We start from the raw sequence: 26,719 nt of genomic DNA on the forward strand, positions 1-26,719 counted from the left end.
GCGTAGTCGAGCTGCTTAGGCTCATGGAGTAGAAGGTGCTTCCTGATAGCAGGGGCACCTTCGAGCTTTTCTACTGTTAAATACCGTATTACCTGCTTCTCGGGGCAACAGCGCAATGGCTGCTCGTGGGGCTGTGATTGTTCTGTGCCGCGTGGGCTATTGCGTCGCGGCGATATACGCAAGCGTAAGCTCAGCAGCTTATGGTTCAGTTGCAGGAGCGCGCTTGGCCACGGTCTTTTATACCTAGCCGCCGTGAACGTACGGCTGATTGAGCTTGGTCGTTTTGCTGCGAAAATCGCAGGAAATGAGGGGTACAGATTTAATGTCGACCGGCTTCTCCGAGGGTAACCATCGGTGGAGGCTCGGTAGGGCAATGTAATCTGCCCTTTATGGCTTGACGTCGCGCGATCAAAATAGAGGTGGATGCCTTCGCCCTAATGGCTTGGATCAGATAGCTGAGGAGGACGGACGGCCGCAAATTTTTGTTAATGGCGTGCTTGCATGCTAGCATATTAGTGGTGCATCATCATGGCGTATAAAAATAATAGATCGTATGAGAGATGTGCCGTTTCTGATCCTCTTTAGCTAAAGATTGTCTCACTCGCGAGACAACGGACTCGGTTCAGCACTCCACACAACTCCTGTGAGTGGATCGTCTTTTCATACGTTTCAGAGAGAACCTAGAGCGCTCCAACTGCGCCGTACAAGGTGTCTACAGATGACGTCTCACAACGCTCGCTGCTTACTCACGACATTAGTAAAGTCCTCCACTGTGTATTGTGCTTTATGGAACGCTGAGCCAGCGTTGCATTACCTCAGCACTTCGCACGAAAGGTCGATCGAGCTGCCCCCGCAAGCCCTCGAAAATATTTGCCTAGCCAGGCCTCTGCTTCCTCTCTAGTCCCGTTCACCTAAACCAGAAGATATCTACGCGGTGGTTGCTCACCCAGTCGCATGGTGCGTTCTTATCTTGGTATGGAGATATACGTGAAAATCGGTATTCCTCTCGAAACTCTGACGGGTGAAACGCGGGTGGCTGCCACCCCGGAAACCATCAAGAAGCTGATCGGCCAAGGCCATAAAGTCACTGTTCAAAGCGGTGCCGGCATCAAGGCAAGCGTTGTTGACAGTGCCTATGAAGCTGCAGGTGCGATCATTGGCAGCGCCAATGACGCGTTTGGGGCCGAGCTGATCCTCAAGGTGGTCGCCCCCAGCGACAGCGAACTGGCGTTGATCAAGAGCGGCACCGTTCTGGTGGGCATGCTCAACCCGTTCAACAACGAAACCATCGCCAAGCTGGCCGAACGTGGCATAACCGCTTTCGCCCTTGAGGCCGCGCCCCGCACCTCCCGCGCCCAGAGCCTGGATGTGCTGTCTTCTCAAGCGAACATTGCCGGCTACAAAGCCGTGCTACTCGCCGCTCACTACTATCCACGCTTCATACCGATGCTGATGACCGCTGCGGGTACCGTGAAAGCGGCGCGGGTGCTGATTCTCGGTGCTGGTGTGGCCGGGCTGCAGGCGATTGCCACGGCCAAGCGCCTGGGTGCGGTGATCGAGGCTTCGGACGTGCGTCCGGCAGTGAAGGAACAAATCGAGTCCCTTGGCGCCAAGTTCGTCGACGTGCCTTACGAGACCGATGAAGAGCGCGAGTGCGCCGTCGGTGTCGGCGGATACGCCCGCCCGATGCCAGCCAGTTGGATGCAACGCCAGGCCCAGGCCGTGCACGAGCGCGCCAAACAGGCCGATATCGTCATCACCACCGCATTGATTCCGGGCCGCAAGGCACCGACCTTGCTGAGTGCCGAAACCGTCGCGCAGATGAAACCCGGCTCGGTGGTCATCGACCTTGCGGCAGCCCAGGGCGGTAACTGCCCGCTGACCGTGGCCGATCAGGTGGTGATCGAAAATGGCGTGACCATTTGCGGTCCGACCAACCTGGCCGGTGAAGTCGCGGCCGATGCTTCGGCGCTATACGCGCGCAACCTGCTGGACTTCCTGAAGCTGGTCTTCACCAAGGAAGGTCAGTTCGACGTGAACCTGGAAGACGACATCGTCGCCGCGTGCCTGATGTGCCGCGACGGCCATGTCATCCGCAAAAACGCCTAAGCAGGGATTCAGACAATGGAAGAGCTTATCTCCCCCGGTATCTACAACCTGATCATCTTCGTGCTGGCGATTTATGTCGGCTACCACGTGGTCTGGAACGTTACACCCGCACTGCACACGCCGTTGATGGCGGTGACCAACGCCATTTCGGCGATCGTGATCGTCGGCGCCATGCTCGCCGCCGCGCTGACCGTGACACCGCTGGGCAAGACCATGGGCACCCTCGCTGTGGCTCTGGCCGCGGTGAACGTGTTCGGTGGCTTCCTGGTGACGCGCCGCATGCTTGAGATGTTCAAGAAAAAAGCCCCGAAAGCCGTAAAAGAAGAGGCGCCCAAGTAATGAGCATGAACCTGGTAACGACGCTCTACCTGATCGCGTCGATCTGCTTCATCCAGGCCCTCAAAGGCCTGTCGCACCCCACCACCTCTCGCCGTGGCAACCTGTTCGGCATGCTCGGCATGGCGCTGGCGGTGCTCACCACCGTGGGCCTCATTTATAAGCTCGGTGCTGAGCTGGCGACTGCCGGCATCGGCTACGTCATCGTCGGCCTGCTGATCGGCGGCACCGCCGGCTCGATCATGGCCAAACGCGTCGAAATGACCAAGATGCCGGAGCTGGTGGCGTTCATGCACAGCATGATCGGCCTGGCGGCGGTGTTCATTGCCATCGCGGCGGTCGTCGAGCCGCAATCCTTGGGCATCGTCAAGCAATTGGGCGATGCGATTCCGGTGGGCAACCGCCTGGAGCTGTTCCTCGGCGCCGCCATTGGTGCAATCACCTTCTCCGGTTCGGTGATCGCGTTCGGCAAGCTGTCGGGCAAGTACAAGTTCCGCCTGTTCCAGGGCGCACCGGTACAGTTTGGCGGCCAGCACAAGCTCAACCTGATCCTGGGCCTTGCCACACTGGGCCTGGGCCTGGCCTTCATGTTCACCGGCAACCTCGGCGCGTTCGCCCTGATGCTGGCCCTGGCCTTTGTGTTGGGCGTGCTGATCATCATCCCGATCGGCGGCGCGGACATGCCGGTGGTGGTCTCGATGCTCAACAGTTATTCCGGTTGGGCCGCAGCGGGTATCGGCTTCTCGCTGAACAACTCGATGCTGATCATTGCCGGTTCGCTGGTGGGTTCGAGCGGTGCGATCCTTTCGTACATCATGTGCAAGGCGATGAACCGTTCGTTCTTCAACGTGCTGCTCGGTGGCTTCGGCAATACCGCAGACGCTGCTGGCCCCGCAGGCTCCAAAGAAGCCCGTCCGGTTAAATCCGGCTCGGCTGAAGACGCAACCTTCCTGCTGACCAACGCCGACACCGTGATCATCGTGCCGGGCTACGGCCTGGCGGTGGCACGGGCGCAGCATGCGCTCAAAGAGCTGACCGAGAAGCTGACCCACCACGGCGTGACCGTTAAATACGCGATCCATCCGGTGGCCGGTCGCATGCCCGGGCACATGAACGTATTGCTGGCCGAGGCCGAAGTGCCCTACGACCAGGTGTTCGAGATGGAAGACATCAACTCCGAGTTCGGCCAGGCCGACGTGGTGCTGGTGTTGGGCGCCAACGACGTGGTCAACCCGGCGGCGAAGAACGATCCGAAGTCGCCGATTGCCGGCATGCCGATCCTCGAAGCGTTCAAGGCCAAGACCATCATCGTCAACAAGCGCTCGATGGCCAGCGGCTATGCGGGCCTGGACAACGAGCTGTTCTATCTCGACAAAACCATGATGGTGTTCGGTGACGCCAAGAAGGTCATCGAAGATATGGTTAAGGCAGTCGATTGAAACTAATGGCCAAGGATGGCCATCATCCTAACGCCTGCGCACTGAAGAAGCGCGCGGCGTCAGAAAAAATTAATGTTCAGGTCATGTGCTCTAGTAATTGTGGAAAAAATAATAGCGCCTTTAGATTCGTAAGCAAGAGTGAGAAAATAATGAAAATAAAATCTCTTCAGTTGAGCATTATGTTTTACGCAGGGGCTGCCATTCTCTCCGTAGTGGCGGTATTAGTGCTATATGCGCTGATCTCTGGAGAGAAAACCCAGAACTGGATCGGTGATAAAACCCGAGAGGTTTTGGGGGGGGAGGTTAAAGAGCACTTGGTAGGCCTTTCAAAGTATCAGGTTAGCGAAATTCAGAGGCAGTTGGATCAGCCAATTGCGGTCGCAAAAAATCTTGCAAGAGCCAATGTTTTGGCTGCATCCAAGTCTGATGGTGATCGTGAGGCAGAAGGGAAATTGCTCAGTGATCTTGCTCTTGATGCGCTCGTTCAAAACCCACAACTAGTGACTACCTACATAGCCTGGGAACCAGAAGGTATTTTTAAAGAAAGTGCTAATAGCGGTTTGAGCGAGCAAGAGCGCTTCTTGCCTTTGTGGTTTCGCGCTGAAGGCGGTAAATACACTCTATCAAAGCTATATGCTATGGAAAGTGAGGCGCTGCTACCTACGGGTGTAAGAGAGGGCGAGTTTTATTTGTGTCCAAAGGAAAGTCGCTCTGCCTGTGCAACCGATCCTGTAATTTATACTATTAACGGGAAATCGGTACAGTTGACTGCGTTTACCGCTCCGATTCTCGTAAAGGATAAATTCAAAGGTATTGCTGGTGCATCGCTAGATTTGGAGTTCGTCCAAAAAATCCTCGAAAAAGCAAATCGTGAGTTGTATGGAGGGGTGGGTGACATGGCCCTGGTTTCCGGCAACGGCCGTTTCGTAGCGTACACTGGGGACGCTAGTAAAGTAGGGAAATCTGCTAGCGAAACGTTCGGAGCAGAATTGGTTAGCTCATTTTCAACGCTAAGCACTTCAGATGAGAGTTATAGTCTTGATCAGCGAGGTATGATTCAGCTGGCAATTCGTTTTGCCGTTGCCAATACAGCTACGAAGTGGACACTATTGGTGCGACTTCCAGAAAGTGTAGTTTTCAAGAGCGTTAGCGATCTGAAAAATCTCTTGGAACAACACTACATTTCCGAAGCACGCTCAATGGGATTAGTTGGTTTGCTGGTGAGTGGCTTTGGAATTCTGATTGTCGGATTCGTGGCGCGAGGAATCGTTCGTCCACTTCATAATATGCTGGCGATGATAAAAAATATCGCTAAAGGGGAGGGGGATTTAACTCAGCGACTGAGTAGTTCGCGGGCGGACGAGTTAGGGCTTATTGCTCAAGAGTTTAATGTATTTTTAGAGCAGTTACAGACGTTAATTATTAAGGTAGTAGACTCAACCAAAATGATTGCTGACTCAACGTCCGACGGCGCCGCTATGGCGGCGCAAACCCATAAAGGGATGCAGAGCCAGCAGAGTGACGTTGAGCAGATTGCAACAGCAATTAACGAGATGACTACATCCTCGCAGGATGTCGCAGCAAATGCCATGAATGCTGCAAAAGCAACAGGGCGTGCGGAACAAGCGGTAATTGACGGGAAAGTTGCGATGGAGGACGCCGTCGCCGCTATTCACGCGCTCGCTATTCGCATGGAGAACTCTGTCAAAACGGTGAAAGTACTCGAAGAAAGCAGCAACGATATAGGAGCTGTTGTAACTGCGATCCGTGCCATCGCTGAACAAACCAATTTGCTCGCACTCAATGCTGCTATTGAAGCCGCTCGAGCCGGAGATCATGGTCGGGGTTTCGCTGTTGTGGCTGATGAAGTTAGAAGCTTGGCGCAGAAAACCCAGCTTGCGACTGAAGAAGTTAGACTAATCATCGAGCGTTTGCAGGGGGGCAGTCAGTCGGTGACCCAATCAATGCTTGAAAGTCATACCCATACTCAATCATGTTTACAGCAAGCGCAGATGGCCGCGCATACTTTCTTGGGTATCACGGCTTCCGTAAACATCATCAATGAGATGAATAATCAGATTGCTGCTGCTGCAGAACAGCAAAGCCAGGTGGCTGAAGAAATCAATTTCACAATAACAGGAATGGGACAAATTACGGATCAAGTCGCCACAGCGGCCAAGAAAGCGTTGGAGTCAGGATCAACCCTTAATGCTCTATCGGCTGAGCAATGTAGGCTGGTCTCCCAATTCAAAATCTAATTCGCATTGCCTCGGTGACCAAAGTTTGGACTTTGCGGGTTTGATGCCACTTTCCAGTTGTCATCAGCATAGGTTTTTTTGCACTCGAATTTGAGGTTAGGGTTGGTAATTAGGCACGGGGTCTGGATCGTGAACGCTATAGCCTCTGACGGTGCTTCATCACAGGTGTTCTCGACCTCAGATTGTAGTGGTCTAATGAAACCGGACCCACATTTAGGCGAGAATGCTCGCCAGATAGAGGTGGCTGATGACCAAACAACGCCGTACCTTTTCCGCTGAATTCAAACGTGAATCCGCAGGCTTTGTGCTCGATCAAGGCTATAGCCATATCGAAGCCTGCCGTTCACTCGGGGTTGTCGAGTCTGTGCTGCGTCGCAGCGTCAACCAACTTGATGCTCGGGCCTTGGCTTCGCAATATCTGATAGATATGTTCCGCGTATGTCAGATACTCTTGTTTGCGCACGCGGTGGCTCGGTAGGCGGATGTTCGTAGGGCGAGGACAACAGTTCGCTGAGTCGATCACTTAACAAGTTCCAAGCGTGTTTTTTCTCTTCGGCATAATCATGATGCAGGTAGTGCCGCCTCACCCGTGAGCCAGCCAGTACGTGGTTTTGGCAGCGATCTATAACGTCTAGGCTGACACCTAGGGCCTGCATCATAGTCGCGCCTGTGCGGCGCAAGTCGTGAGGCGTCCAGTCACCGTTCTGGCCGTCGGCAAGCACCAGCGTATCGTCATTGCGACGTCGTGAAAGGGGTTTGCGGTTTTTGAATCGGGCCTGGCGGTCGCCGACTTGCTTACTCACCACTTTCACATCCACATGCCCATCCTTCTGCTTGTTCGGAAAGCACCATTGGCTATGTCCAGTCAAAATTTTCAGTTCCTGAAAGAAGTGCAGGGCAAAGGGTGAGAGGAACACATGATGATCTTGTTTTTTGCGTCGGCTGCCTTTGACGTTCCCGCTCGGGATGAACCAGGTATGGTTCTCCAGATCGACATTTTTCCATTCGGCCTGAAGTAGTTCACCGATTCGGCACAATGTTCCCAAACAGATCCAAAGCGCAAGTTGAGACTCTGGTTTCAGGGGACGAATTCCATGGTACTTCTCTCCGGCAGGTAGCGTTGCGTACTCGGCCGTCATTTTCTGAAAGCGTTGGCGTAATTCTTGAAGTTCGGAGGAGGAGAGGATCCGGGTACGTTCTTCCTGATACTCACTGGGTACAAGCTTGTCGATTTCGACCAAGTCTGCTGGATTTCCGTCGATTAGCAGTGCTCGCCATGGCTGGCGTTTCTGGGCCCATCCAAACATCTGGACGATATCCGAAAAAAGGCTGATTGCCTGACGGGTAGCGCCGCGAGCCATGACAGAGCGCACTAGAGCTCGCAGGTCATGTTCAGTGATTGTACTGATGACTTTTGAGCCCGCGGCAGGGTAAAGATCTTTCGCGAACTTTCTCCGGAGCTCTGCATTACCGTCCTTTCGTGCCACACCATCGCGAAGCCACTCATCTGCCAGGTCTAGCAGCGTCAATTCCATTGATTTCTGTTGATCGACTTCTGCGAGTTTTGCCGCCAGCTCCGCTTTTAGTCTCACCTTTTCTGCACGCTTGTGCTCATTAGGATTGATCCCTTTGGCTACAAGGTCTCGTGCTTCGTTGCGCTCCTTGCGGATTTCGGTTAACGACTTGTTTGGCCAAGTGCCGCACGAGAAGCGTGTGTAAATCCCTTCCCAGCGGAACTGGAAGTAAAAGGGGATGGCGATGCCTTTTTTGCGGAGTGATACTCTGCCCGCGAGGCTACCTTCGTCGCGTATGACTATTCCGGCATGTTGTTTAGTCAGTGCTTCCAGTTCCTTGGCAGTGAGCTTGGCCATAATCAACCTCCTGATAGGTTTACTCCCACATTTACTCCCACTGATTCGTCAGCTAAGGGTAGATCAGGATAGAGGTCATTAGAAGGTTTAGCCGCTGAAAGTCCCTATTTTATTGAGCTTTAGGATTCTATAGGAGATCAAGGTAGACCAAAGATGATTGTTGCACAACTGCATGGGGTGCTAGGGGTCGAGTGTTCGAATCACTCCGTCCCGACCATATAATTCAATGACTTAGCCCAACTTTAACGAGTTGGGCTTTTTCATGCGTAGGGACTTTTGCGGGGGGGGGCATCCCGTTTTTCTTCTCAACATATAATTCAAAGGGTTGCGAGACTTTAACTCGCGACCCTTTTTTATGTTTGGTCGTTTTTACCCTTAAAAAACGACTGGCTTTGGGTGGAATCTTCAGCGGGCACTAAGGTCAGAGTTCGTCCATGTTTCAAGCCGGTAAGGCGTCCGTTTTGTCATGCATGGCTGTCGGCGGTCATCTGGGAATGAGCGGGTAGCAGCTCAATAACGTCGCAGAAGAGTTTCCGCTGCTTCCAGTCATTGCGATCGCCAATCACATACAAACGGCGCTTGGCCCGGGTGGCGGCGACGTTGAGCAGGTTAGGCTTGGAAACTGCCCATTCGCGAGCGCCGCCGTTTTCACTGCTCCCACCCAGGACTAGGATGATCACTGCAGCCTCCTTACCTTGCATGGTGTGAATCGTACCGCGCACGATCTTGGCATCTAATCGATCCTTGAGCTGGTTGCGCACGTCCTGAAAGGGCGTGATTACTGCGATGCTATCAAGCGGAACACCGTAGCTATCAAGCAAGGCCAGCAGGCGTTCGAGCGCCTTGCCTTCATTGTCGACCCAATTGCCAGAGGAGCGGCCACTCGCGTGTACCCAGCCGGTGAGTAGGCGGGCAGGAGTTTCTTTGGCGGGTGAGGGCGCGATGGTGCCATAGACCATGGCTCCGTCATAGGCAATGCGATTAGCCAGGTCGAACATCGGTTTGTCACAGCGACGATGCACCACCAGCGGCAGGCCGACCCAGTGTTTCTTGTCCTTGGGACCCGCCATGCGACCCCAAGTGGTGGCCTGGTCGGCCAAGGTTTGGGCTGATTGGCGATTGGGTAGCCAGTGTGTGTCGACTTGATAGCGGGTACGCATGTGTTCGAGCACGGCATCAGATACGGTGACGATCGGCTCCAATTGCAGCGGATCACCGACCAGTACAGCCCGGCGTGCACGCCATAGGGCACCCACTGCAGCCTGGGGTGTAGCCTGACCGGCTTCGTCCACCAGCAGCCAGCCAATCTCTCCGCAGCCAAGGCTACCGAAGGAGCGGGCGAACGAGGCGAAGGTACTGCTGAGCACCGGCACTACCATGAATAGCGAGGCCCATGCTGAACGTGTCACGGCCTTGGATACCCCCCGATAACGACTGCCGGTGAGCGTGCTGGTGATGAAGTCCAGGTTGGCGCGTAAGCGCGAGGCTTCGATCTGGAAGAAGACGCGGTGTAACTTGAGCGCTTCGATGAATACCTTCGCCCGTGCCTGACGCCAGCCTTCGACTAACCATGGTTCGAGCAGCTCGATCTCGCTGCCTCTGCCGATCTGACCTTGTTCGAGCCAGACCTGCAGGTGCTTGGCCTTGCCAGCCTGGGCAATGCTGCGAGCCTTGTCGATCTGCAGGGCGGCGTGGAGCACGGCTTCATTGATCTCCTGTTCGTCCTTGGCCAATTGTTGATTGAGTTCAGTGAGCCGGCCAACTAGTCGCTGCACTTGGCGTTGGGCACTGTCGAAGGCGTCCTTGGCCAAGGTGCGAGTGCTATCAAGCACTCGTTGCCGAGTTGCCCACGTGCGATGAGTACCCCAGAGGCTCAATAGGTTGGCGAGAAAACCCGGCTTTTTTGCAAGGTGTGCTTCAAAAGCCTGGAGTTCGCGTTGCAGTTGCTCGCGAGCGGGCGTGAGCAGCAGCATTTCCAGCGTAGCTTGTTCGTCATCGAGACTGCTGCGCTGGGTCAGGCGGACTTGGCGCTCCTTTTCCTTTTGATGTACTCGGGCTTTGGCGCTGATCACCGCCTGAATCCGTTCCAGAATGTCGCTGACTTGAGCGTGTATCGCTTGTTCGGCGTTCTTGGCGTCCTGATATTGCTTTACGGCGGCGCGCCAGAAATTGGTTTTTTCGGCGGACGAGAGCAACTTCATTTGTGGGACTTGCTCGGACAACCATTCGCGCATGCCCTTGGGAGCTGGCTTGTCTTCCGCGTTGTCCGCTACGGACGCGTCGGGCGTTGGATTGCCGTTGGGGAGATCCTCGTCCAAGGTGTCGTAGTCGAGGGCATCTGGTTGGGAGAGTGTGGATTCGTCCTCGGTCTTCTTCGGTTTGGGTGGACGCTTGCCATAGAAGAAGCGATCGACGAACTGGGTGCGTTTGGTTTTGCTGCCCAATGCCGCGGAGATCATTGCCCAAGCTGGTTTGCCGCTGGTGAGTTCGCCCAGTTCGCTGAAGTATTCGGCATCGGGCAGCCAGGATGGGTCAACCTTATCCTGCTGGGGCAGCTCGAGAGTTACGTTCTCCACGGCACCATTGTTGGAGGAGGCTACCACCATCTCGAAGCCGAACAGGCGAGGGTTGAGTTGATAGGCAAAGCGCTCGCGTCCGCCATCGTTGGCGGATTCGCGACCATCCTGGATGAAGGCGTCCGAGGCCCTGCTCAACGAGGCCAATACGTCGGCTCGTTGTGTCACCACCGCCGCGATTAGGTCGCGGAGTAGGGTGGTCTTCCCGGTACCTGGCGGACCGTTGACGCCCATTATGCCGGTATTGTTGCTGAGGTTTTGGAGCAGACTGTTGACTGCCAATTGTTGGGAGTGCACCAACCCCAGATGCCTTTCGGCAGGCCAGCAGCCGGTCGCATAACGCGAGGGGGCGAGGCGATCAATCAGAGCCATATCTGCTTCGGGCTTGTCGAGGTGCAGGCGCTGGGTGGTGTCGTGATGACTCAGGTAGCGGGCCAACGGCTCGCTGGTTTCACCACGGGTCAGGGCATCAGCCGTGTCGGCCAAATCGCTTAGCAGGAAGCTGTTGAGTGGATCGTCTTCTTGTTCGGGTTTGTTCGGGTCGATCGGTGCTGAGCGGAAGCGATGTTTGCGCGGCTCGTCTGCGAAAAACTCGTCGAGTCCCAAAGTCTGACGAATATGGTTTGTCAGGTGCGACAGGTCTGCGGCGTTGACCACGCCACTGAGCAGGCTTTTAGCCTCTTCGCGGAGGGAGTCCTGGGTCTCTTCGAAGCCGCGTGTCCAGTCTTTCTTGTTGATGGCACAGCCGACGAACCATGCCTCGCTGGATAGCACCAAGCTATCGACCAGCATTATGCCTTGATCGTTGAACTTGAGCGCATACAAGGCGGCGAGCCTTTGTTGTGGCTCCTTGTAGCCTTGGTCGGCGCCGTAAAGAGTCTCTAGCTGACGAGAAACATTCAGGTTGTTGTAGAGGTGTGCGTAGAGCGTGTGACTCCATAAGCGTTTGTTCGGCAGGCGCTGCTGGCTCAGAGGATTGGCTGGCATCCACGGCAGGATTTGGGCCGAGGTGGGTATGTCTTGGAAAAACGGCTGGTAGTCGCTGTCGCGCTTCTTCAGCTTTGGGACTGCCTGAGGTTGCAGCAGTTCGACGGCATGCCAGTAACGCACGATATTTTGCGAATTCATTTACTACGTCCTTGAAAAGCGCGGGGGCTTGGATTCCTGACAGGGAAGGATATCAGGCATGTTGCTTCGCTTCCTGGCGCCGGGCGCGGTTGTCTTGACTCGGTTTGGCATCGTTCAAGTGCAGGCCAGCCGCATTAGTTTAATATTGATCCTCCCAATGCGGTCATCGCTTGACTTGGCCAGCAAAAGCATGACTTTCTCCACAGGCCTTTATCGGAAGCGCCGATACCTGCTTGCTTGGCTTTTACTGGCGAAAAAGGCGGGAGAAGCGTCATACGAAAAAGCCGATCGAAGAGATCGGCTTTTTTACGCCTGCGAAAACCGCTGAGTCGGCTAAATCGTTCAGGGCTTCTTTTCTTCCATCCTATCCTTTGAGCCGCTGGATGTTTGCGCATCCTTATCTGTCTCATGGGACTCTGCACCGGAGTTCGACCCCGACGCTTCTTCACCCTTTTTGTCGGCCTTGTCTTCCTTGGATTCGGTGCCTCCCTGATTGACCCCGGGAATACCCGTAGGCGGAACGGTGCTTCCCGCCATCGACAGCGGTGCGGTGGCAGATAAAAGACTTCCAAGCATGAGGGCTGCAATGGTTCTGTTCATCGTCGGGCTTCCGCGTCAGGTGGATAGACGTTGGAAGTTCTGACGCGGGGTAAAGTGCCGGTCAACTGACGGGCGGGAACTCATAGCTATTCGTTCACGGACGCCCGCTATAGATGTGGTTCAGCAAGAACAGCTCGATGATCGCCACAAAGACGCACGTTACGACAAATCCGCGGGTGAAGACTCTGCGAGGCTTTTGACCGGACGTCTCGAAGCTGCACAGTGATAGCAGGTCTGAGAAAAATTCCAGTAAGCTCATCCGTGTCTGTCCTTCGCTCGATGTTTGTATTGCGGTGTGGCGCAGTTTATCTCAACGGCGTAGTTGATTGCGGCCGCGCTTCACTGCTCTCGCAACTGGCTCCAGTCAATGCCGAACCGTCCGAGGTACTTCCTCAATCGGTCCGCATCGTTGGGCTGCGCCTTGGCCTGTCGCGACACACCGAACAGTCGCCTGCCGGCATCCGACAAGCTGTCTGCCTGTCTGCAAACCTCGAGCACCGCCTTCAATTGCAGCCGATCGAACAGGTCCAGCGTCTGCGCATCGCCCGGCAGATCATTCGTCATCCCGGCCGGTTGCGCCAGGCCCCACGCATACCGCAGCCGATCAATTTCCTCCTCGACCTGCGCTTCATCGATTCGCCCGCTGTCGGCAAGCGTCGCCATGCGCGTGATCGAGGCCGAAAGCTCGCGGAAATTGCCCAGCCACGCAGCTTCCCGTGAGCTGGCGAAACTCAAGTAGCGCCGTCGAGCTTCAAGGTTGAAGCGCACCAGTTGGCCGTGTTCGCGCGCGTGGCGTTCAAGCTCGAAATCGATGTTGGGTTCGATGTCTTCGCGGCGACCCGCCAGGCCCGGCAGGTCGAACGTCCAGAGGTTGATCCGTGCGTAGAGATCTTCCCTGAACAGACCTTCGGCGACGCGACTGCGCAGGTCGCGGTGGGTGCCGGCGATGATCAGGAAGTCGCTGTCGACTTCCTTGTCCGAGCCCAGCGGGAAGAAGCGCTTCTCTTCGATGGCCTTGAGCAGCATCGCTTGTTCATCTGCCCCCAGTTCGCCGATCTCGTCGAGAAACAACATGCCGCCGTCAGCCGCTCGCAGCAGACCATCGCGGGCGTTTTGCGCGCCGGTAAAGGCGCCTTTGACGTGGCCGAACAGCGCGGACATTGCCCCATCGCCACGCAGGGTAGCGCAGTTCACTTCAACGAAACGCCCCTGCATTTGATGGCGACTGCGTTTGAGCTCGTAGATACGTCGGGCGAGAAAGGACTTGCCGGCGCCGGTCGGGCCGATCAGCAGCATCGGCGCTTTGGAGCGGACGGCCACGCGTTCGATCTGCTCGATGGAACGGTTGAACGCGGTGTTGCGGGTGGCGATGCCGGACTTGAGAAATTCCAGGCCTTCCAGACGTTTGTGAGTGAAGCGTGAGGCAATCCGGTCGTAGCGCGACAGATCCAGGTCGATCAGGGCGTGGGTGCCGGTGGCTGGTTCTTCTTCGCTCTGGCGGCGGGCGGGGGAGGTCTGGATCAGGCGCGCGGGCAGGTAGCGCGCCTCGGTCAGCAAGAACCAGCAGATCTGCGCGACGTGGGTCCCCGTGGTGATGTGCACCAGATAGTCCTCACGCTCGGTATCGAAGGTGTACTCGGAGGTGAAGTCGTGAAGTGCGGCGTAGACCTCCTCGAAATCCCAGGGGTTGCGCAACGCCATCGGGTGCAGGCGCACTTCCGTGCCCGGCGACACCTGACGGATGTCCTCGCGAATGCGTTCGGCCAGGCTCGCGTCCCGTGCATCTGTGCCGTGTATCAGTTCCAGGCGATGGATCAATACGTCCGGTTGCTGACACAGGCTCACGCTAGGTCGCCAATGGTTCCAGCGATTGGCGCCTTTGCCTACGCGATCGAGGGTGGCGCCGATGAAACCGATGGCGACGGTGCGCTTGCTGGACATGGATTATCCTGAAAGATAAATGACGATAGACAATGATAGTCTTCGAGGGCGTTATCTGTCGTGACGAAAATTCAGGAATGCTCGTTCTTAAAATAAAACTCTTTAAAATCAAATAGATAAAAATAATTCACGAACGTTTTCAAAAACTGGCACAGCGGCTGCAATACCTCTCGCAACGAACAGGACAACACAGCGAGACGCCACGATGGCCAACTTCAACCTCTTCAATACGCAATCGAAAACCCTGCCGGCGTGCGACACCTTGAATGCTTCCGGAGCCGCGGCTTATGCCTATACGCCCAAGCATCAACTGGCACAGTTGGCAGTCACCGGTTGCCTGAATTCCACCTTTTACGCATCCGCACAAAGTCAGTTGGATCAGGTGTTGAAGCTGGTGGCGGAACTGGACAGCCGCTTCGTGGCGAATGCGGCTCTCTACGCCCGTCAAAAGGGTCATATGAAAGACATGCCGGCGTTGTTGCTGGCGGCGCTGACGGCTCAGCGTTCGGCTTTGGTGCCAGAGGTGTTCGGGCAGGTCGTGGACAGCGGCAAGATGCTGCGCAACTTCGTGCAGATCCTGCGCAGTGGCGCCACCGGTCGCCGCTCCCTCGGCTCCCAACCCAAGCGTCTGGTGCAGAACTGGCTAAACAGTGCAACCGAGCGACAGTTGTTGCAGGCATCGATCGGCAATCAGCCTTCGCTGGCGGATGTGGTGAAGATGGTTCACCCAAAACCGTCCGAGGCCTGGCGCGAAGCGTTTTTTGCCTGGGTGATCGGTAAACCGGTGGATGCACAGGCGTTGCCCGCACTGACTCGCGATTTGCTGGCCTTTCGCAGCGGTGCGAGTGATCAAGTGCCTGAAGTGCCGTTTCAATTGCTCGGTAACGAAACCTTGAGCAAGGAACAATGGGCGGCTCAGGCGCGGAACATGGGCTGGCAGGGCCTGCGCATCAACCTCAATACGCTGGCGCGCCACGGCGCTTTTGAAGTACCGGGTTGCACCGAATATGTGGCCGCTCGGTTGGCGGATCCCGAAGCCGTTGCGAAGGCGCGGGTGTATCCGTACCAGTTGCTGGCGGCGTATCGGATGGTTGGCGATGACGTGCCGGCGCCGATTCGCGAGGCCTTGCAGGATGCGCTGGAGCTGTCGTTGACCAATGTGCCGAAGCTTCAGGGTGCGGTGGTAATTTGCCCGGATGTTTCCGGCTCGATGGGTAGCCCGCTGACCGGTTACCGTCAGGGCGCGACCACCGCGGTGCGCTGCATCGATGTGGCGGCGTTGATCACGGCGGCGGTGTTGCGTAAACAGCCGACGGCGCGGGTGATGCCGTTCGAATGGAAGGTGGTGGATATCACCCTCAACCCGCGCGACAGTGTGATCAGCAATGCTGAAAAGCTTGCGGGCATTTTCGGCGGCGGAACCTGCTGCTCGGCGCCGTTGAAGAAACTGGCGGACAGCAAGGCCAGGGTCGATACGCTGATCATGGTGTCGGACAACGAATCCTGGATCGATGCGCGACGCCAGGGCGCCAGCGAGACGATGCTGCAATGGGAACGGATAAAGCGGATCAACCCCCAGGCACGCCTGATTTGCATTGACCTGCAACCGGGTTGGGCGACACCAGCGGCGGATCGTGACGACATCCTGAATGTCGGCGGTTTCAGTGACGCGGTGTTCGATGTGATCGAGCAGTTCACTGCCGGCCTGTACGGACCGCAGCACTGGGTCGAAGCGATTGAAAGCATGGGATGAGGCGATGAGCCGCCCAATGAATTGATTTGTCACGGGCACTGAATGCCGGTGGGACTACATCCAAGACGTCTCACCAAACCCTTGTCAGTGCTCGTGACGGCACGAATGCCGATGGCTGTACATCTGAGGCCGGCTAACCCCGGTGCGCGGCAACGCGCAACAGTCATCAACCTTTGTCGTGCCACCTTTTTTGAATCTGCCGGCGAACGCCGGTGGAACTACCTGAAGAATCGAGATGATGAAAGAACACACTTACCAACTGCTGGAAGTCGCCAACGGCAAGCCGATCAAGCTCTGGACCGAAGGCGTCCCGGTGGAAAACGAAGCGCGCGAGCAGTTGATGAACACGGCGAAGATGCCCTTCATCTTCAAACATCTGGCGGTCATGCCGGACGTCCATCTGGGCAAGGGCTCGACCATCGGCAGCGTGATTCCCACGGTCGGCGCGATCATCCCGGCAGCGGTCGGGGTGGACATCGGTTGCGGCATGATTGCCGCGCGAACTTCGCTGACGGCGGCCGATCTGCCGGACAACCTGCACGGGCTGCGCAGTGCCATCGAACAAGCGGTGCCCCATGGCCGCAGTTCGACCCGGTCGCGCCGTGACAAAGGCGCCTGGGACGAGATTCCGCAACAGGCCGATCAGGCCTGGGCGGCGCTGAATCCACGGTTCAAGGCGATCACCGACAAGTACCCGAAACTGGCCAACACCAACAACCGCGGGCACCTCGGAACATTGGGCAGCGGTAACCACTTCATCGAAGTGTGCCTGGATGAGGCCAACCGGGTCTGGTTCATGTTGCACAGCGGCTCGCGCGGTGTCGGCAACGCCATCGGCAACCTATTCATTCAGATGGCCCAGGCGGATATGCGTCAGCACATCGCCAACCTGCCGGATCGTGACCTGGCGTACTTCGAAGAAGGCAGCCGGCATTTTGATGACTACGTGGAAGCCGTGGGCTGGGCCCAGGATTTCGCCAAGCAGAACCGTGCGCTGATGATGCAAGCGGTGATTCAGGCCACGCGGCAGATCATCCGCAAGCCATTCGACGTCGCGCTGGAAGCGGTGAACTGCCACCACAACTACGTGCAGAAAGAGCAGCATTTCGGTGAGGACATTCTGGTCACCCGCAAAGGCGCGGTGTCGGCGAAAAAGGGCGAGTTGGGGATCATTCCCGGTTCGATGGGCGCCAAGAGTTTCATCGTGCGCGGTCTGGGTAACGAGGAATCGTTTTGCTCCTGCAGCCACGGTGCCGGTCGGACCATGAGCCGTACCAAGGCCAAAAACATCTTCACCGTCGAAGACCAGATCCGCGCCACCGCGCACGTCGAATGTCGCAAGGACGCTGCGGTGATCGATGAAATTCCGATGGCCTACAAGGACATCGACAAAGTCATGCACGCCCAGCGTGAGCTGGTTGAAGTGCTGCACACCTTGCGTCAGGTGGTGTGCGTCAAGGGATAACGCGTGCCGCAAGGCACGCCGGAACAAGGATTAAAGGACATGAAATTCGAAGAACGTCACCCGCTGTGCAGCGCCATGCGCGCCCGGGTGCTGGAAGAACTGGCGCGCATAGAACGCGAACGCAATGTCACGGTGCTGTATGCCTGCGAATCGGGCAGCCGGGCCTGGGGTTTTGCCTCGCCGGACAGTGATTACGATGTGCGCTTCGTTTATGTAGAGAAACCAGAGTGGTTCGTCCAGGTCGATACGCCAAGTGATGTGATCGAGCGGCCGCTGGATGACGAGCTGGATGTCAGTGGCTGGGAGCTGCGCAAAACCCTCGGGCTGTTGCGCAAATCCAACCCGACCTTGCTCGAATGGCTCGACTCACCGCTGGTTTATCGCAGCGAGACTGCAGCGGTTTCTCAGCTGCGGGCACTGGCCGAGGCGTTCTACAGCCCGCCAGCCGCGCGCAATCATTACCTGTCGATGGCGAAGAAGACCTTCCGTGGTTATCTGCAAGGCGAAAGCGTGCGGTTCAAGAAGTACTTCTATGTACTGCGGCCCCTGCTGGCGGTGCGCTGGATCGATCAGGGACGGGGTCGGCCGCCGATGACGTTCAGCGATCTGCTGAGCACCGTCGATGACCGGGCCTTGCTCGATGAAGTCGATGAATTGCTCGCGCTCAAGCGCAATGCCGACGAGAGCGCCTACGGTCCTCGTCGTCCGGCGCTGCATGCATTCATCGAGGCGGAACTTGAGCGAGCGGTACCGGCACTGCCCCGAACCCGGGAGGATTCGCGCCAGCTCGATCAATACCTGCGGGAAACCGTTGGTTTGTACGCATAAGGAAAAAAATGAAACAGGACGTGATTGAACTGGACGGCGCCATCGGCGGTGGGCAGGTGTTGCGCAGTGCGTTGAGTCTGTCGATGGTGACGGGTCAGGCGTTTCGCATTGAGCGGATTCGGGCCCGGCGCAGTCGTCCGGGCCTGTTGCGCCAGCACCTGACCGCCGTGATGGCGGCAGCGCAGGTCTGCGGTGCAAAGATCCAGGGGGCTGAACTGGGCTCGCAGACATTGAGCTTCGAGCCGGGGCCGATTCGTGGCGGCGATTATCGCTTTGCCATTGGCACCGCCGGCAGTTGCACCCTGGTGTTGCAGACCTTGCTGCCCGCCTTGTTACTGGCGCCGCAAGCCAGCCGCGTGCGGATCAGCGGCGGCACGCATAATCCGCTGGCACCACCGACCGATTTTCTCAGCCGCAGCTGGTTGCCGTTGCTGCGACGCATGGGCGCGGAGGTGGAACTGACGTTGCTGCGCCACGGGTTCGTACCGGCAGGGGGCGGTGAAATCGACGTCAGGGTGCAACCATCGAAATTGTCAGCACTGCACTTGTGTGAGCGCGGTTTGCCGCTTTCGCAACAGGCGTTTGCGCTGACGGCGGGACTGGCGCCGAGTGTCGGTGTCCGCGAGCTCGAAAGGGTGGCCCAGCGATTGAACATGGTGTCAGCAGAATTGAACACCGTCATCCTTGATCCGGCATGTGGACCGGGCAATGTGCTGCTGCTGGAATATGCGTTTGAACACGTCACCGAGGTTTTCAGCGCTTTCGGTCAAGCCTCACTGCGTTCGGAGAAGGTGGCGGACGCCGCGATCGATCAAGCGACCGATTGGTTGCACAACGGTGCGGCGGTAGCGGAGCATCTGGCTGATCAACTGCTGTTGCCGATGGTGCTCGCCGGAGGTGGATCGTTTACCACGCCCAGGATGACCGAGCATTTGCACAGCAACATTTCGGTGATCAAGCGTTTTGTACCGATCCACATCCAGTGCCAGGAAGAAGGCGCAGACCGGTTAAAGGTTGAAGTTCGCGCTCGGGAGCAATAGGCGGCAAATTGCTGGCCCCCGAAAGCTTTCAGTCCCGGCAAACTCGCCTTTTTTCAAAAGGTTAGGTGGGCTATATGCGGACGATTGTCATCACCGTAGCAACGCTTTCCCTCGCTCTGTTCGCGTTGGAGGCCCAGGCCAGGGAGCTGAGCAAGAGCCATCGTTTTGCGTGTACCTGGGGTTCGGAAATTGCCGCCGGTGCGCAACAATCGAAGCTTTCGGGCATTTCTCTTTATGGTGCGCGCAAGCGCTTGCAGGCGCGCAAGTTCCAGCAACCGTGGATGCGCATGACCGCCATGGGCATTACCGAGCAGACCTACGACAGCGCGTCGCGACTCAAGCCGGCGGCCGTCAAGCAAACCTACTACGAGCAGTGCGTTCGCCATGAACTGGCCCAGCGTTGAATGAAAAAGCCCGACCTGAAGAGGTCGGGCTTTTTCATGTCCGCTGCAATGACAGCGTCACTTGTCAGTTTCGCAATTAACCATCCACGACACGCCAAAGCGATCCACCAGCATGCCAAAACGTGCGGCCCAAAAGGTGGCTTCCAATGGCATGTCGACGCGACCGTCCTTGGCCAAGGCGTTAAACACCCGTTCGGCCTCGGCGATGCTGTCGACATTCAGGGAAATCGAGCAACCGCTCATGCCTTGGGTCGGGCGATCGGGGGTGGTGTCCGAAGCCATGAGCATCTGATCGCCGACTTTCAGGCAGGTGTGGATGATCAGGTTGTGGTGCTCTTGCGGTACATGTGCGGCGGCTGGCGTTTCGCCGAAGGTCATCATCGCTTCGAGCTTGCCTTGCAGGCATTGCTCGTAAAAGGTGAAGGCAGCCCGGCAGTCGCCGTTGAAGATCAGGTACGGGTTGATTTTCATGTTGGTGCTCCCGAATAGGCAGTGGAACGCTGCGCGGCCGGGTGTGCCGAAGCAGCGTCATGGATTGACTCCCTCCAGCAAAGCGTTAGATCGCCGGATTTCCAGCCGATGCTGCAAGAATTTCCTTTCGGGGTGACCGATGGTCTGCGGGGGTGGGACGTCAGGAATCGCGCGGATTCTTTTGCACCGCAGCGCCTGCCACTCGGGCAGCAGGTCGGGTTTGCATCAGCGCATCGATCGCCTTGCGATAGTTCTGTCCGCCCAGCGCCATGCTGTTGTTGTGGGTTGCGCCGGGCACCAGCAGCAGGCGTTTCGGTTGCCGGGCGGCGGCGAACAGTTGCTCGCTGAAGCGTGACGGCACGAATGCGTCGGCCAGTCCGTGCACCACCAGCAACGGCATATGGATTTCGGCAATCTTGTCGATGGAGTCGAATTTCTGCGACAGCAACCAGCGCACCGGAAGAGAGGTGTTGGCCACGGCTGCCGCAACATCCGCCAGGGAGGTGAATGTGGATTCGATGACCAGCCCGCGCACCGGCAGTGGGGTGTGATTTCTGGCGGCATTGCGACCGAGTTCGGCAGCCAGGTCGATGGCGACCGCGCCCCCCAGCGAATGCCCGTAGATCAGGCGTTTGTTCGGATCGGGCTGCAGCAGTTGGAAGCGTTCCCAGGCCACCCGCGCATCTTCGTAAACCGTGCTTTCCGACGGCAGGTCGCCGTGGCTCTGGCCGAAGCCGCGATAGTCGATGGCCAGTACCGAATAACCTGCTGAGCGCAATTGTTCGATACGAAACAGCTGCCCGGTGAGGTTCCAGCGCACGCCGTGCAGATAGAGGATGGCCGGTGCATCGGCACGCTCCGCCGGCCACCACCAGGCGTGAATGTTCTGCCCGGCCTTGAAGCTTTTCGGTTGCAGGTCGAGTTCCTGCACGCTGCCGGGCAATCCGTGATACCAGCCGGCGGTGCCCGGTTCGATGCGAAACAGCAGCTTGCGCTCGGTGTGTTCCAGCACGGCACAACTCGCCGGCACGCCGATGATCAGGGCGGCCATGCAGGCGAACGCCAGACGGCGGCGTCGAAGTCGGGTCATGAAGGCAAGGAACATTAAACGTTTCACCAAGGCGCGGACAAAGAACGCTTTTTACCAGATGCCTTGACCCGCGCGTGACATTTTCGACCACCGCACGCCTGCAACGATTACAAAATGCTGCAACGGCTCAGTCGATCTTCAGCACGATCTTGCCGATGTGGTCGCCCGCTTCCATGTGCGCATGGGCCTTGGCTGCGCCGGCGAGCGGGTAGACCTTGTCGATGATCGGCAGGCAACGCCCGGCAGCCAGCGCCGGCCAGACGTGTTCGCGCAATTGATCGGCGATGGCGGCTTTTTCCGCCGAGGTACGGGCACGCAGGAGGGAACCGGTGACCACCGCACGCTTGCCGAGGATGGCCAGCAGATCGATGTCGTTGGCCCGCGCGCCACCTAGGAAGCCGATCATTACCAACCGCCCATCCATTCCCAAGGCGCTGATGTTCCCGTTGAGGTAAGAGCCGCCCATGATGTCGAGGATCACATTGACGCCCTGGCCGGCGGTTTTCTCGGCGATGACCGCGGCGAACTCCTGTTCCCGGTAGTTGATCGCGTCGCCGCCCAGATTGCGGATTGCTGCACATTTGTCGGCGCTGCCAGCGGTGGCGAAGGCTTCGATGCCAAACTCGCGACACAGCATCAATGCGGTGGTGCCGATGCCGCTGGTGCCGCCGTGGATCAAGGCGCGCTGACCTCGGCTGGCGCCGCCGAGGCCGAACAAGTTGGCCCATACGGTGAAAAAGGTTTCCGGAATGGCCGCTGCCTGGATCCAGTCCAGCCCATCGGGGATCGGCAAGACCTGGCCCCCCGGAACCGTGCAGTATTCGGCATAACCGCCGCCATTGGTCAGCGCACACACCCGGTCACCGACCGCGAATGTGCTGACACCGCCGCCGATCGCCACGACCTCGCCGGCCACTTCAAGGCCCGGAATCGGGTTCATGCCGGGCTTCATCGGGTATTTGCCGGCGCGTTGCAGGGCGTCCGGGCGATTGACGCCGGCGGCGTGCACGCGGATCAGCACTTCGCCTTCTGCGACGACCGGCAGCGGCACGCGTCGGGATTGCAGAACCTCGGGCCCACCCGGTTCGGTGATTTCGATTCGGGTCATTTCAGTGGGCAACGTCATTTTCGATTCCTCTTGAAAAAGTGATCAGTAGATGGGAACGCAGTCAGGGCGCAATGATTCCCGTCATTCGGCGCAGCAGCGTTGTTCGACGGAGGAGGGCAGCAATTTCATGGCGTGCTCAAGTATCAGCGCGATCACGATGGCACCGCCGGCAATCACGAAGAGCGGCGCATGTTGTCCGCCCGTGGCGTTGAACAGCGCCGAATAGGCGAAGCCCGCCAGCGCCTGAAACGTGGCGAACGACACCGTGGCCCGGCTCCACGCCACCTGTTGGCGATGGTGATCCGGCACCAGCTCATGCACCCGGGCCAATGCCAGCGGGACAATGCCCGGCGGAAATGAACCAAGGACCACCGCCAGCAGCGCCAACGCCAGGAACGAATGCGAAACCGCCAGCAAACCCAGGGTGATCGCCTGCACCACCAGCACCAGACGAATGCCGGTCCGCGCGCCAAGGTGATCGGCGAGGAAGCCATAACTCACCGGGCCGAAGATGGCACCCAGACCGTACATGACCCAGATCAGCGCGCCGACGTGCGACCCGGCGCCCAGGCCACGGGCGACGTAATCCACCAGAAAGACCATGGCCGGCACCAGCCCGGCGGCCATGAACGCGTACTGGGCAAACAGCAGATAAACAGCAGGCGGTGTCGGTTCGACCGGTTCCACCTGAGCCGTTGCGGTGGTTGCGTGGGGCAGCTCCGAAGGCCAGCCGAACCAACTCAATGCCGTCAGTGCCAGCGACAAAGCGCCCAATCCCAGCCAGGTCGCCTGCAGACCCAACCCCAACAGCAACGGAACAATCGTTCCCGAGCCGGCGATGCCCAGACCGATGCCGAGGAAAATCGCCCCACTGGCCAGGCCTTTGCGTGCGGCGGGTACATGGGGCAGTACGGTCGCGGCCACCAGCACCATGATCGCGCCGCCGGCGATTCCCGACAGCAGGCGCCAGCCGAAATACCAGCTCACCGACACGGGGTACGCACAGGCAAAAAACGCCACGGTCACCGCCAGCATCATCAGGCGCAGAGCGTTTCTCTGGGTGAGCCGGCGTGCCAGCGGTCGGCCGAGGAGGGCGCCGATCAGGTAACCGACCAGGTTGGCCGCGCCGAGATAGACCACATCATGGGCGGAAAACCATTGCGCCTGAATCAGCGAAGGGATCAGCGGTGTGTAGGCGAAACGCGCCAGACCGATGCTGACCAGGCTGGCGCAGAGGCCGGCGAAGATCGCCAGCCAGACACTTGTGTCCGGACGTTCGGGCGAAGCAGTTGAAGTGTGCATGACGGCAATCCTTTGAAAGGTTTATGGCGCCCAGCATATCGGCTATCGTTGCTGCGTTAATGCAGCGAGTTTGCGTGATAGTGATGCGTTTATGCATCAATGGAGAACGCTATGAACTGGGATGATGCAAGGGTGTTTCTAGCGGTCTGCCGCGAGTCGACATTGCGCGGCGCCGCGCGTGTACTGGGCGTGGATCAGGCGACGGTCGGGCGCCGCATCACGGCACTGGAAAAGTCGCTGGGCGCGACCTTGTTCCTGCGCACCTCCGAGGGCTATGCACTGACGGCCGTCGGCGAAGCGGCGCTCAAGTCGGTGGAAAAAATGGAGTATTCGGCGCTGGAGCTGGAACGGCGTATCCAGGGCCTGGACGATCGTCTGACCGGTAGCGTGCGGGTCAGCACCACCGATTCGCTGGCCATCGATTTTCTGATCCCGGCCATCGCGCAGTTGCACGAGCAGCATCCGGACGTGCGCGTGCAACTGGACGCCTCCACGCAAATCCTCAGCCTGGCCAAACGTGAGGCGGACATCGCTGTGCGCAACACCCGTCCGGACAATCCGGACCTGATCGCCCGGCGCATCGCGCGTTGGCCGGTGGGATTGTTTGCCTCGCAGGCCTATGTCGACAGCCATGGGGTGCCGGCGCCGGGCAGTGCGTTCGAGGGCCATGATCTGGTGGTGTACCAGCCGTATCTGCAGGGCAACAAGGATCTGACCCTCGTGTCGGAGCCCATGACTCGCGGGCGGATCGTCGCCGGTCTGAGTTCCAGCCTGCTGGTACGCCGCTCGATTGCCGCCGGTCTGGGGGTAGGAGAAATCCCGGTCTACATGGGCGAGCGCGATGGTCTGGTCAGGTTGTGGCCGGAGCGCACGCGTCCGTTGCCTTATGAAGTGTGGCTGGTGACCCATGCGGATTTACGCCACACCGCGCGGGTCAGAGCGGTGATCGAACACATTGTCGAAGCGTTTGTGCTGGAAAACGAATAGTTGTTCTGCGAAAAAAAAACGGCCTTCATTGAAGGCCGTTTTCTGTGAGCGTTGAAACCACTGCCTCATGGCATTTCCGGCAGTTCCTGCGGGCGCAGATCAAACACCAGGACTTCGGCATCCTGGCCATTGCTCAAGGTCAGCGCCTGTTCTTCACGAACCCGCACGCCGTCGCCTTCCTTCAACTGCACGCCGTTCAGTTCAACGCTGCCGCGAGCAACGTGCACATAGGCGTAGCGGTTGGCGGGCAGCTTGAGGGTGGCGCTTTCCTGGCCATCGAACAGCCCTGCATACACCCGCGCATCCTGGCGCACTTTCAGCGAGCCGTGGCTGCCTTCGGGCGAAATGATCAGTTGCAGGCGGCCGCGTTTTTTCTGTTCGCTGAAGTGCTCTTGCTGGTAGCGCGGTTTGGCGCCGCTGACGTCCGGCACGATCCAGATCTGCAGGAAGTGAACAGGCTTGCTCGCCGAGTGGTTGAACTCGCTGTGAGCCACGCCGCTGCCGGCGCTCATCAGTTGCACATCGCCTGGGCGGATCACCGAACCGGTGCCGAGGGTGTCCTTGTGTTCCAGAGCGCCTTCGAGCACATAGGAGAAAATCTCCATGTCACGGTGCGGGTGCTGGCCGAAGCCCTTGCCGGCGGCGACGCGGTCATCGTTGATCACCAGCAGGTCGGAGAAACCCTGTTCACGCGGGTCACGGTAGCTGGCGAAGGAAAAGGTGTGGAACGACTTCAACCAGCCATGATTGGCCAGACCACGGTCGGAAGCTTTACGAAGGGTCAGCATGATGAAATCTCCTTTCAGGACGTTGATTCGTCCGAGTGAGGAGAAGGTTACTGGTTACTCAGCGATGCAATAAGTAGATGAAAATTGAAATACTGTCCCGTTATGGTTGACAGTTGTGTGCACTGGATCACGCATTCTTTTCCAACGTTTTCACCGTATCTGGCCATAATGCGCAGACTTATGACTTTGCTTGGATTTTGGTGATGCCCACATGAAGACCGTGGCAATGGTGCTGTTTCCGGATTTTCTGCTGCTCGACATGGCCGGGCCGCTGGAAGTCTTTTCGGTTGCCAACCGCTACCTGAAACCGCAAGACCACTATCACCTGACCACCATGGGCACCGAGCGCGGGCCGTTGCGTGCGTCCAATGGCGTCCTCGTGCACACCGATCGGCATATGGACGAAGCCGATGAGCGATATGACTTGCTGCTGGTGCCGGGCGGCCCCGGCGCCTACAACGAAAAACACCCGCCGTTGCTCGCCTGGCTGCAAGGCGCGGTCACGCGCGCCGGGCAATATGGCTCGATCTGTACCGGCGCCTTCGTGCTGGGCCATGCCGGACTGCTCGACGGCTATCGTGTGACCACCCACTGGAATTACACCGAACGCTTGATCAAGGGCTTTCCGAAGGCAAACGTCGCGACCGATCAGATTTTTATTGAGGATCGCAACCTGATCACCTCCGGAGGTGTCACGGCCGGTATCGATATGGCATTGGCGGTGGTCGCTCGCGATCATGGCAAAAAGATTGCCCAGGACGTGGCCAAGGTGCTGCTGGTGGTCATGAAGCGCCAGGGCGGGCAAGCGCAGTTCAGCCCGTTGATGGCAGCGGTGGCGCCCCAGGAAACGCCGATTACCCGGGTGCAGAATCATGTGCTGGAACACCTGGAGGAAGCTTTCACCGTCGAGCGCATGGCAGGGCTTGCGAACATGAGTGCACGGCATTTTGCCCGGGTGTTCGCTCGCGAGGTCAACATGACGCCCATGGAATTCCTGCAAAGCGCGCGCATCGATTGCGCGCGTAACCTGCTGGAAACCAGCGATCTGCCGCTGAAGACCGTGGCCTACAAAAGCGGTTTCGGCAGCGTGCGGCACATGCGGTTTCTGTTCGGCGAAAAGCTCGGGCTGACCCCCACGCAGTATCGCGAACAGTTCAGCTAGAGCGGTTCTGTCCGTTCCGGGCATCCGGATGTCCGTGCTGGACCCCGCGTGGTGGTTGTACCG

At 58.0% G+C, this 26,719-nt stretch carries 20 protein-coding genes and 3 pseudogenes; 14 read left to right on the forward strand and 9 right to left on the reverse strand.

Annotation, left to right across the window (positions count from 1 at the left end):
- Positions 1–987 precede the first annotated feature (987 nt).
- The 6 genes and pseudogenes from PDR5_RS10340 to PDR5_RS29220 form a co-directional block, all read left to right on the forward strand.
- On the forward strand, positions 988–2,109 hold the full coding sequence (locus PDR5_RS10340) for a Re/Si-specific NAD(P)(+) transhydrogenase subunit alpha (RefSeq protein WP_064595070.1): 1,122 nt from the start codon (positions 988–990) through the stop codon (positions 2,107–2,109).
- 15 nt (positions 2,110–2,124) lie between these two features.
- Complete coding sequence (locus PDR5_RS10345; protein ID WP_003187010.1) at positions 2,125–2,448, forward strand: NAD(P) transhydrogenase subunit alpha; 324 nt, start codon at positions 2,125–2,127, stop codon at positions 2,446–2,448.
- Positions 2,448–3,884, forward strand: a complete 1,437-nt coding sequence (locus PDR5_RS10350) for an NAD(P)(+) transhydrogenase (Re/Si-specific) subunit beta (RefSeq protein WP_064595072.1) — start codon at positions 2,448–2,450, stop codon at positions 3,882–3,884. Before PDR5_RS10345 ends, PDR5_RS10350 begins: the two co-directional genes overlap by 1 nt.
- 1,199 nt (positions 3,885–5,083) lie before the next feature.
- Positions 5,084–5,284: pseudogene (locus PDR5_RS30445) on the forward strand (HAMP domain-containing protein); the annotation flags it as partial.
- A gap of 339 nt (positions 5,285–5,623) precedes the next feature.
- A pseudogene (locus tag PDR5_RS30450) lies at positions 5,624–6,142 on the forward strand (methyl-accepting chemotaxis protein); the annotation flags it as partial.
- Between the two features lie 247 nt (positions 6,143–6,389).
- Positions 6,390–6,539, forward strand: a pseudogene (locus PDR5_RS29220) (transposase); the annotation flags it as partial.
- On the opposite strand, the gene PDR5_RS10360 reads toward PDR5_RS29220, so the two are convergent.
- Positions 6,523–8,013, reverse strand: a complete 1,491-nt coding sequence (locus PDR5_RS10360) for a tyrosine-type recombinase/integrase (protein ID WP_064595076.1) — start codon at positions 8,011–8,013, stop codon at positions 6,523–6,525. The pseudogene PDR5_RS29220 and the gene PDR5_RS10360 overlap by 17 nt on opposite strands.
- Before the next feature lie 464 nt (positions 8,014–8,477).
- Positions 8,478–11,717 (reverse strand): DEAD/DEAH box helicase, encoded by a 3,240-nt coding sequence (locus tag PDR5_RS10365; RefSeq protein ID WP_064595078.1) that lies wholly within the window; start codon positions 11,715–11,717, stop codon positions 8,478–8,480.
- Positions 11,718–11,775: 58 nt separating this feature from the next.
- Between PDR5_RS10365 and PDR5_RS10370 the strand changes: the two genes are divergently transcribed.
- Positions 11,776–12,045: a hypothetical protein gene (locus tag PDR5_RS10370; RefSeq protein ID WP_064595080.1), complete on the forward strand. Its 270-nt coding sequence runs from the start codon at positions 11,776–11,778 to the stop codon at positions 12,043–12,045.
- 14 nt (positions 12,046–12,059) lie between these two features.
- Here the strand turns inward: PDR5_RS10370 and PDR5_RS10375 are convergent, their stop codons facing one another.
- Together PDR5_RS10375 and rtcR are read right to left on the reverse strand one after the other, a co-directional pair.
- A complete protein-coding gene (locus PDR5_RS10375) occupies positions 12,060–12,317 on the reverse strand; it encodes a hypothetical protein (protein ID WP_064595081.1) in 258 nt (85 codons plus the stop codon).
- A 339-nt stretch (positions 12,318–12,656) separates the two neighbouring features.
- Complete coding sequence (gene rtcR, locus PDR5_RS10380) at positions 12,657–14,258, reverse strand: RNA repair transcriptional activator RtcR (protein ID WP_064595083.1); 1,602 nt, start codon at positions 14,256–14,258, stop codon at positions 12,657–12,659.
- A 205-nt stretch (positions 14,259–14,463) separates the two neighbouring features.
- Here rtcR and PDR5_RS10385 point away from each other — a divergent pair, with 205 nt between their 5' ends.
- From PDR5_RS10385 to PDR5_RS10405, 5 genes are all read left to right on the forward strand, one after another.
- On the forward strand, positions 14,464–16,011 hold the full coding sequence (locus tag PDR5_RS10385; RefSeq protein WP_064595085.1) for a TROVE domain-containing protein: 1,548 nt from the start codon (positions 14,464–14,466) through the stop codon (positions 16,009–16,011).
- Between the two features lie 238 nt (positions 16,012–16,249).
- Positions 16,250–17,476, forward strand: coding sequence for an RtcB family protein (locus tag PDR5_RS10390; protein ID WP_064600748.1), 1,227 nt, complete (start codon positions 16,250–16,252; stop codon positions 17,474–17,476).
- A gap of 39 nt (positions 17,477–17,515) precedes the next feature.
- The gene (locus tag PDR5_RS10395) at positions 17,516–18,304 is read left to right on the forward strand and encodes a nucleotidyltransferase domain-containing protein (RefSeq protein ID WP_064595087.1); all 789 of its coding nucleotides are present in this window, start codon (positions 17,516–17,518) and stop codon (positions 18,302–18,304) included.
- An 8-nt stretch (positions 18,305–18,312) separates the two neighbouring features.
- Entirely contained in the window at positions 18,313–19,344 is a 1,032-nt protein-coding gene (gene rtcA, locus PDR5_RS10400) for an RNA 3'-terminal phosphate cyclase (protein ID WP_064595089.1), read from the forward strand.
- Positions 19,345–19,418: 74 nt separating this feature from the next.
- Positions 19,419–19,748, forward strand: coding sequence for a hypothetical protein (locus tag PDR5_RS10405; RefSeq protein ID WP_064595090.1), 330 nt, complete (start codon positions 19,419–19,421; stop codon positions 19,746–19,748).
- Between the two features lie 57 nt (positions 19,749–19,805).
- Here the strand turns inward: PDR5_RS10405 and PDR5_RS10410 are convergent, their stop codons facing one another.
- The 4 genes from PDR5_RS10410 to PDR5_RS10425 all read right to left on the reverse strand — a co-directional run bounded on the left by PDR5_RS10410 (position 19,806) and on the right by PDR5_RS10425 (position 23,719).
- Positions 19,806–20,219 (reverse strand): VOC family protein, encoded by a 414-nt coding sequence (locus PDR5_RS10410; RefSeq protein ID WP_064595092.1) that lies wholly within the window; start codon positions 20,217–20,219, stop codon positions 19,806–19,808.
- Between the two features lie 160 nt (positions 20,220–20,379).
- Positions 20,380–21,324 (reverse strand): alpha/beta hydrolase, encoded by a 945-nt coding sequence (locus tag PDR5_RS10415; protein WP_064595094.1) that lies wholly within the window; start codon positions 21,322–21,324, stop codon positions 20,380–20,382.
- Positions 21,325–21,436: 112 nt separating this feature from the next.
- Positions 21,437–22,435, reverse strand: coding sequence for an NAD(P)H-quinone oxidoreductase (locus PDR5_RS10420; protein WP_064595096.1), 999 nt, complete (start codon positions 22,433–22,435; stop codon positions 21,437–21,439).
- Between the two features lie 63 nt (positions 22,436–22,498).
- Positions 22,499–23,719: a YbfB/YjiJ family MFS transporter gene (locus PDR5_RS10425; RefSeq protein ID WP_064595098.1), complete on the reverse strand. Its 1,221-nt coding sequence runs from the start codon at positions 23,717–23,719 to the stop codon at positions 22,499–22,501.
- Between the two features lie 111 nt (positions 23,720–23,830).
- On the opposite strand from PDR5_RS10425, the gene PDR5_RS10430 reads away from it, so the two are divergent.
- Entirely contained in the window at positions 23,831–24,706 is an 876-nt protein-coding gene (locus PDR5_RS10430) for a LysR family transcriptional regulator (RefSeq protein WP_064595100.1), read from the forward strand.
- Positions 24,707–24,771: 65 nt separating this feature from the next.
- Here PDR5_RS10430 and PDR5_RS10435 read toward each other — a convergent pair whose 3' ends face one another.
- Complete coding sequence (locus PDR5_RS10435; protein ID WP_039771531.1) at positions 24,772–25,494, reverse strand: pirin family protein; 723 nt, start codon at positions 25,492–25,494, stop codon at positions 24,772–24,774.
- 211 nt (positions 25,495–25,705) lie between these two features.
- Between PDR5_RS10435 and PDR5_RS10440 the strand changes: the two genes are divergently transcribed.
- Positions 25,706–26,656 carry a GlxA family transcriptional regulator gene (locus PDR5_RS10440; protein WP_064595102.1) on the forward strand — a complete coding sequence of 317 codons (951 nt, stop codon included), beginning with the start codon at positions 25,706–25,708 and terminating at the stop codon, positions 26,654–26,656.
- Positions 26,657–26,719 lie beyond the last annotated feature (63 nt).

The organism is Pseudomonas sp. DR 5-09 (assembly GCF_001655595.1).
Classification (GTDB): Bacteria; Pseudomonadota; Gammaproteobacteria; order Pseudomonadales; family Pseudomonadaceae; genus Aquipseudomonas; species Aquipseudomonas pharyngis.